Source organism: Streptomyces sp. NPDC001204, assembly GCF_053598035.1.
Genome location: NZ_JBSFJL010000014.1, coordinates 150,376 through 158,330, shown reverse-complemented (window position 1 = coordinate 158,330; position 7,955 = coordinate 150,376). Strand labels below are relative to the sequence as shown.

General features: G+C 70.6%; 5 protein-coding genes. 1 reads left to right on the top strand and 4 read right to left on the bottom strand.

Translation table 11 applies throughout. From position 1 onward, the window contains the following. Positions 1-565: 565 nt before the first annotated feature. A complete protein-coding gene (locus tag ACWC91_RS20905; RefSeq protein WP_450643447.1) occupies positions 566-2,191 on the bottom strand; it encodes a penicillin-binding transpeptidase domain-containing protein in 1,626 nt (541 codons plus the stop codon). A 645-nt stretch (positions 2,192-2,836) separates the two neighbouring features. On the opposite strand from ACWC91_RS20905, the gene ACWC91_RS20900 reads away from it, so the two are divergent. Next, positions 2,837-3,052: a hypothetical protein gene (locus ACWC91_RS20900; RefSeq protein WP_225074769.1), complete on the top strand. Its 216-nt coding sequence runs from the start codon at positions 2,837-2,839 to the stop codon at positions 3,050-3,052. A gap of 185 nt (positions 3,053-3,237) precedes the next feature. Here the strand turns inward: ACWC91_RS20900 and ACWC91_RS20895 are convergent, their stop codons facing one another. From ACWC91_RS20895 to ACWC91_RS20885, 3 genes are all read right to left on the bottom strand, one after another. Continuing rightward, complete coding sequence (locus ACWC91_RS20895; protein WP_225074770.1) at positions 3,238-4,623, bottom strand: LCP family protein; 1,386 nt, start codon at positions 4,621-4,623, stop codon at positions 3,238-3,240. A 262-nt stretch (positions 4,624-4,885) separates the two neighbouring features. Next, positions 4,886-5,566 (bottom strand): hypothetical protein, encoded by a 681-nt coding sequence (locus ACWC91_RS20890; protein ID WP_450645027.1) that lies wholly within the window; start codon positions 5,564-5,566, stop codon positions 4,886-4,888. Between the two features lie 622 nt (positions 5,567-6,188). Then, entirely contained in the window at positions 6,189-7,937 is a 1,749-nt protein-coding gene (locus ACWC91_RS20885) for a dolichyl-phosphate-mannose--protein mannosyltransferase (RefSeq protein ID WP_450644137.1), read from the bottom strand. Positions 7,938-7,955 lie beyond the last annotated feature (18 nt).

Below are 7,955 nucleotides of genomic sequence, written 5' to 3'. Positions count from 1 at the left end.
CTCGGGTCCGTCCGGGTCTCTCCGGTCACCCGGCCTGCTCGGCGCTCGGGTCTGCCCGGGTCTCTCCGGTCACCCGGCCTGCTCGGCGCTCGGGTCTGCCCGGGTCTCTCCGGCCACCCGGCCTGCTCGGCGCTCGGGTCTGCCCGGTCCTCGGGTGCGGCCGGCCCTCCGAGTGCTTCGGTCATCCGGTCCTCGGTGGCTTCGTGTGGGCGGGCTGGATGACGACCGTGCCCGCACCGCCCAGTCACGAGGCCGGGTGGCGGGGGCGGCAGTGCCGCCCTGGGCGGCGACGGCCCTGCAGACCGCGGCCACGAATTCCGGCCGGTCCAGCAGCACGACTGTTCCGGCTCCCCCGCCGAGGTCCTCCACTCCTCCGGGGCGCCCCGTCCTCCCAGCCCGACCGGGCGTGCGGCCCCTCCCGGCGTGCGGCCCTACGGTCGCGTGGTCGGACCAGGCGTGCGGCCCTACGGGCGCGTGGTCCGACCAGGCGTGCGGTCGGACCAGGCGTGCCGACCGGCCGGGCGATGCCGGCCGACCGGTCGGGTGTGCCATCGTTCGGGGGCGGTCAGCCCGCCGTGCGCAGGACGGCCGCCACGATCGGGCCCGCCGCGTCGCCGCCGTGGCCGCCCTCCTGGGTCATGGCGGCGGCCGCCATGTCGTTGTGGTAGCCGGTGAACCAGCTGTTGGACTTGGCCTGGCCGTCGACCTCGGCGGAGCCGGTCTTCGCGCCGATGCTGCCGCCGAGCCCGGACATCGCGGGGGCCGCGGTGCCGCTGGTGGCGGTGCGGTTCATCATCTGCCGCAGCTGGGTGACCGTGTCGGCCGACAGGCCCCGGGCCTGGGCCAGCGGGCGGCCGTCGAGCTTCGCGGACACGATGACGGGCTGGCGGAAGGCGCCGGTCATCGCGGTCGCCGTCACCGACGCCATGTTCAGCGGGCTCATCTGCACCTGGCCCTGCCCGATCAGGTTGGCGGCGGTGTCCGGACCGCCGGAGGCGGGGACGGAGCCGTCGAAGGACGGTATGCCGACCTTCCAGTTGTCCCGGCCGAGCCCGAAGCGCTCCTCGGCCTCCCTGGTCAGGGAGTCCACCTGGACCTCGTCCGCGTACTTCACGAACGCCGTGTTGCAGGAACGGGCGAAGCTCTCCGAGAGGGTGGCGTGCTCATTGGGCTGCATGTTCTTGAGGTTGTGGAACGTCTGGCTCTGCCACACCGCCTCGTTCGGGCAGGGCGCGGGGCCGGCGGCCGTCGTGATCCCGTTGTCGATCAGGGTGGCCGCGCTGATGATCTTCATGGTGGAGCCGGGCGCGAGCCGGCCGAGGAAGGCCGCGTTGAAGCCGTCGGCCCGGTGGTTGGCGACCGCGAGCACCTCGCCGGTGGACGGCTTCACGGCGACCACGGACGACTCGGAGTACCGCTGCACGGCCCGCTCGGCCGCCGCCTGCGCACTCGCGCGGAGGGTGGTCTGCAGCTTGCCCGGCCGTCCCTTGGCCAGGGTGATCAGCGGGGTCTCGGCGGCGCCGGAGGCCTCGTGCCGGATGCTCAGCTCGACCGACGGCTCGCCGCCCGCCTTGTCGCCGTACTTGGCCCGCAGCTCGTCCAGGATCGGCCCGAGCGAGGGGTACTTGTCCTTGGTCAGCACGGCGCCGTCCCGGTCGACGGCCTCGATCGGCGGGGACGCCGACGCCCCGGTGACGAGCGTGTCGCCCTTGACCAGGCCGGGGTGCACGACCGAGGGCTGCCAGTCGACCAGCGGCTGGTGGGTGGACACGCCCCGCACGATGGTCAGCCGGCTGGCGTAGGCCAGCGGCTTGGACTTCCCGTCGTACGAGACGGTGGCCTTGACCGAGAAGGGCACGGTGGCCCCGGAGGCGGTCCCGGGCGTGATCTTCACATCGGTGATGTGCGCGTCGCGTCCGTAGGCCGCGAGCAACTCCTCGGCCGCCTCGGGGAAGTCCGTGTACGACGCGGCCTCCGCCGCCTCGTTCTTCTCCCAGGCCGCGAAGAACTTCGCCGAGGTCTCCTTCACCTCGTCCCGGCTCGGTGGCCCGGTCCTGGCGGGCGCCGGCCCGCTGGCCGCGACCGTGTTCCCGTTCAGCGCGGACACGAAGTTGTACGTCCCGTATCCCGCCCCGCCGATCATCGCGGCGAACACCCCGCCGACGATGGCGGCCTTGACCCCCTTGCGCATGGAAGCGCTCCCTCCCCGTTGCGGCCCCACCGCACTGTAAGTGGCGGCAGGGGCAACTGTGAGGGCTGTTTTCGGATGGTGTCCGAACAGTGATCAGCCGGCTGACTCAGACCCAGGTGTCCAGCCACATCCTTGAACGCCAGGAGTCGATCGGAATCGACGTCCCCGTGTACAGCGGCCAGAAGTAGACGAAGTCTGCGCGGTGGGGCCAGGCATTGCCCCGACCAGGGCATTTGCGTCTGGCCGGGACCGGATCAGGCGACTTGGGCACGCCTCTGGGCCGTGATCTTGAAGATTCGACGCCAGACAGAGGCGGGGGCGCAGCGAAGGAGCTTGCCGCTTCGTGCCTCCCGAGACCGACGAACCTCACGTGGTGTACGGCGGCGATCCTGCGGCCGTGATCGCGGCGCCGGAGCGTGTCCGACGGGTCGCGTCATGCAGGCCGTCCCCACCTCCAGAGCTGCCATCGCTCCGCCGTCCGTCCCGCCTTCCCAGTCGGTCGCGAAGGCCTTGGGCGGGCCGGGTCAGCGGCCCCGCTCCCGACAGTCATGTCACCTGAATGGCGCAACATGATGTGCCGCCCACATGGGCGAAGCTCAAGCTGGCTAGTGCCCCAACCGAGGCAATCCGTGAAAGGGGAACCGAATGCGCATTCGACGAATCCTTGCCGCCGTCATCGCCACGGCAGCCCTCGCCGGACTCGGCCTCACAGGCGCCGCCACCGCCACCGCCGCCGTCGCAAAGGGTGCCCCAACCGTCGTCAGCCCTGGTCAGTGCGAGGAGGGCGGCGGAACGCCCCGGATCGACTTGCCGGGCAACCCCTGCAAGGGCGGTACGTACGACGGGCAGTCGGTCGACTAAACCCCCACAAGGCGCCCCGCAGCCACGCGCCGCGGGGCGCCCCCGCGCGAGCGTAGCCGGGAGAGTCGCAGGGACTGTGCCGACCCGTCGGACACGCCCTGGACGCCACCCGATCCCGGCCTCAGTGCCTGGGGGCTGCCCGGCCTACGGCCGGGCAGCCCCTCACCAGGATCTTCATGAGCCTTCTAGGTGGCCGGGTCGGGCAGGTCAGGCCCGATGGTCAATGTGATCGTGCCTGGCGCTGCCTGTGCCGAGAGTGTGGGCGTGAGGCCGGGCAGGCGGCCGGCCAGTGCCTGAGCCTGGTCGGATTGGCCCTGTGGGTAGGTGAGGGTGCTCGTCGTCACCGGGGCGGGTGCGTTGCCCGTTGCGGTTATCTCGAAGCCCATGGCGCGCAGTCGTTCGGCGACCTTCAGCGCCTCGCCCTTCGTGCCGGTGCCGTTGAGGACGGTGATGTGCACCGTGTTTGCGGGGGCGGGCAGGTGAGCGGTGGCCTTCTTCAGGTCGCTCTTCGTCATTTCGCGGTCACGGTTGATGGCGGTGAACAACTGCCGGGCCGCAGGTTCTTGCCAGGTGACGTTGGCTTTGTCGGTGGGCACATCACGTTCGCGCGGGTAGTTGGGGACCGTCAGAAAGGAGATTCGGTCGGTTGCTATGCCCTTGACGCTGGAGGCCAGGCTGTAGAGCTGCTCGAGGTCGGCCAGCTCCGGGTCGGTGGTCAGGGACTTGGTGGCGGAGTTCAGGAAGCCATAGAGGGCGGTGGGGTTGTACAGCTTGGACTTGGCGCGGGTGACGAGGGACTGCATGAACTCCTGTTGGCGGCCGATGCGGCCGATGTCGGTGCCGTCGCCGATGCTGTAGCGGGCACGGACGTAGCCCAGGGCCTTCTTGTCCTTGACGATCTGGCAGCCGGCCTCCAGGTCGAGGTGGGCCTTCTTGTCATGGATGGCCTGTTCCGGGCAGACCTCGACGCCGCCGAGGGCGTTGACCATGCCGGTGAAGCCGCGGAAGTCGACGATCAGGAAGTGGTCGATGCGGACCTGGGTGTTCGCTTCGATGGTCTTGATGGCACAGGCGGTGGCCTTCGCGGTGTCGCCGGTGGAGCCGCCGATCGCGAACGCCTCGTTGATCTTGAAGTGGTGGGCGGAGGACTGCGTGCCGTTGCCGCTGTCGCAGGCGGGGATCCGCACCCAGGAGTCGCGGGGGAAGGAGACGGCCGTGGCCCATTTTCCGTCGCCGCTGATGTGCAGCAGCATGAGGGTGTCGGACTGCATGGTGGTGAGGTTCTTGCCGTAGGCGTCGCCGAGTCCTTCGCGGCTGTCGGAGCCGATCACCAGTATGTTCTGGCCTCCGGCCGCGGCCTTGGGCCGGTTGTCGCCGAGCGATTCGCCCACGTCGGCGCCCTTGATGTTGCCGTTGAGATGTGTGTAGAGCCAGCCGCCCACAGCAGCCGTGCCCAGGATGAGCACGGATACGCCGAGTGCGACCCACCGGCCGGTGTGTCGTTTGGGGCGTCGCCGCCGCCTGCCGGCGGATTCCGGGGAGCCGGGTGTTCTGCGCGCGTGTCCTGCCATGTCTGGCGGCGCTCCTTCGTGGGTGGTCAAGGCCTCGCTCCGGAGTGTCCGGGCGGCAGCGGCACGGGGGGCTCGGCCAACTGCGGATTTGGGCGAGGCCGAGCACGGACAGCAGGCGGCGGTGGCGGCGTCAGCGCGGCCTGTAAAGCTGCGGGTTAAGGGGAAGGCGTAGTTGCACCCTGCGGGTTGTGCCTGTTTCCCGGGACTTCGCGGAGGCGTTTCCGGCTGAAGTGCAGGATCCCCGACCTGCTGGCGGCGGTGGTCAGCGCCAGTTGGTGTCGTGGCTGAGTCGGTGGTGGTGGGCGTCGTACTGGTCGACTGTGGTGATGGTCCGTCCGTTCGGGATGGGTGCGGCCCAGGCGCGGTAGGTGGTGGTGCCGGGGACGGTGACCGTGGTGGCCTTCACCTGGGTGCCGTCGGAGAGGGAGACCACGCCGTAGGCGACGTTGGCTTCGGGGTTGGACACCATCAGTCGGGTGCCGCTGAGGCCCTTGTCGTGCAGGCCCCACAGCCCCATTCCCGCTGAGGCCCGGGGGTCCCGTGTGCCGGTGACGGGCTGGCAGTCGGCCCAGGGGCCGCCTTGGTGGTCGATGCGGACGCCGCCGATGAACATGCGCTGGCACAGCAGTGATGTGCCCGGTGCCGTGGTCCCGTTGGGAAACGTGGGCAGGGTGTAGCCCTTGGGCAGCGTCCGGTGGAACTCCAACACCACCGACCAACGGTGCCCGTCCATCCGGCCCTTGCCGATCACCTGCGTGACCACCTGTGGCACCTGCGGATGAGCGGAAGCAGACCGCTTGGCAACGACGGAGACGGGTGCGGATGCCGAGTGGGCGGTCGGGCCCGACGTCGCCGCGATCGCGGAGGCACCGAACGAGATCCCTCCGAACGCGGCGACTGCGACGGCCGCTATGGCTGCCTTCCTGGCAGAACTGAGAGCCACGGAGCATTTCTCCTTCAAAGCTGCCGCCCGACACCACGCCGGGCGGTCCTCGACGGCCGGCGCGCTGGGCCCACGCGCCGACCTGCAGCGACCACCAGGAGCGGTGGCCGCGACTAGTGCCCCGACAGGCAACGTTCGCCCCGTCTCGACGCCCGGCACGCACTCTCGCCGCACCGCCCGAAAGCCCAAGTACATCCAGTACGAGGACTTCCGGCCGGCACGCCGAGAGCACGCACCGGACGCCGCTCCTTGACGGGCAAACGTTGCCTGCCGCGGCACTAGGACGTCCGCTCGTAGGTACTCCCAAACACCCACGGCGGGTTGCACGCCCGCCAACATCGGTTCGAAACATCCCTGCACCCTCGGGCAGGGGGCCGGGCCGCCACGCTGGGCGATAGGAACCTGGCTCACTGTTCGCTTGCCGGACAGTGGGGCATCCGTGGGGCGCCGGGCTGCTGGGCCGCCGTAAAGGCCAGATCATGCGCCGACTGCCGCGCGGCCCGTAAATCTGCCGTGGGGCCGTCTCCGGGCCGTCCGAGGGCGGCCGGCAGCAACGGCTGACGACCGACAACGACCATGAGGGCACGGCCGGCAGCCGCGCCCTCATGGTGTGTTCGCCCAGCTAGACCCAGGTGTCCAGCCACATCCGCGACCGCCAGGAGTCGATCGGAATCGACGTCCCCGTGTACAGCGGCCAGAAGTAGACGAAGTTCCAGGCGATCAGCAGGAACAGGACGCCCGCGCCGGTGGCGCCCGCGACGCGGCGGGTCTCCGAGGAGCCGGGCGGGCCCACGAGCGCGCCGATCAGCATCGCCACCGCCAGGCACAGGAAGGGGAGGAAGACGATGGCGTAGAAGAAGAAGATCGTGCGCTCCTGGTACATGAACCAGGGCAGGTAGCCGGCGGCGGCGCCGCAGGCGATGGCGCCCGCACGCCAGTCGCGGCGGAAGAACCAGCGCCACAGGACGTACACCAGCGCGGCGCAGGCCGCCCACCACAGCATCGGCGTGCCGATGGCGAGGACCTCGCGGGCGCACTTGCCGGCGGCGTCCGTGGGACAGCCCGCCGTGCCGGGGGAGGGCGACTCGTAGAAGTACGACACCGGGCGGCCGTCGACGATCCAGCTCCACGGGTTGGACTGGTAGTTGTGCGGCGAGGACAGGCCGACGTGGAACTTGTAGACCTCGTGCTCGTAGTGCCACAGGCTGCGCAGCCAGTCCGGCAGGAAGGTGAAGGCGCCGCCCTTGCCGTCGGTCGTGGCCCAGTCGCGGAAGTAGCCGCCGCTGCCGTCGGCGGGGGAGCGGATCCAGCCGATCCAGGAGACCAGGTAGACGGCGATCGCGACCGGGACCGTGGCCAGGAACGTGATGCCGGTGTCCCGCTTCAGCACGGCCGTGTACGGGTGCCAGGCGCCGGCCACCTTGCGGGCGCCCACGTCCCACAGCACGGCCATGACGCAGAACGCGGCCAGGATGTACAGGCCGTTCCACTTGGTGCCGAACGCCAGGCCCAGCATGAGGCCCGCCGCCCAGCGCCATGGGCGCAGGCCGAGGCGGGTCGTCTCGGCCGTGTGCGCGTCGGGCCGCACCCGCCCGTCGACGTCGGCCGGGAGCGCGGCGGCGAGTTTCTCCCGGGCCCGGTCGCGGTCGATCAGCAGGCAGCCGAAGGCGGCCAGCACGAAGAACATCAGCACGCCGTCCAGCAGTGCGGTCCGGCTCATCACGAAGTGCAGGCCGTCCACCGCCATCAGCGCGCCCGCCAGGCAGCCGAGGAAGGTGGAGCGGAACAGCCGCCGGCCGATCCGGCACAGCATCAGCACCGACAGTGTGCCGAGCAGGGCCGTCATGAAGCGCCAGCCGAACGGGTTGAACCCGAAGAGCAGCTCGCCGAGGCCGATCACGTACTTGCCGACCGGCGGGTGCACGACATAGGCCGCGTCCGAGGGGATCGGGATGTGCCCGCCGGTCTTGAGGATCAGGTCGTTGGCGTTCTTGTCCCAGTTGACCTCGAAGCCGCGGTGGACGAGCGCCCACGCGTCCTTGGCGTAGTACGTCTCGTCGAATATCACCGCCTTCGGGCTGCCCAGGTTCCAGAACCGCAGCAGGCCCGCCACCAGCGTGACCAGCAACGGGCCGCCCCAGCCCGACCAGCGGACGATCCGGTCGGCGAGGGTCCGCGGGATGCCGAGGGCCGCCCACAGGCGCTCCCCGGGCCGCGCATACGGCGGCACCAGACGGTCGACGACGCCACTGCCGCCGCTCGCGGGCCCCGCGGAGTGGCCGAAGCGGCGCAGGCGCTGCTGCCACGTCGGCCGCTGGTCGTGCGGGGCCGGGCCCTGCCGGGTTTCCGTGTGGGACGCGGTACTGGTCACCGCGCCATCGTAGGGAAC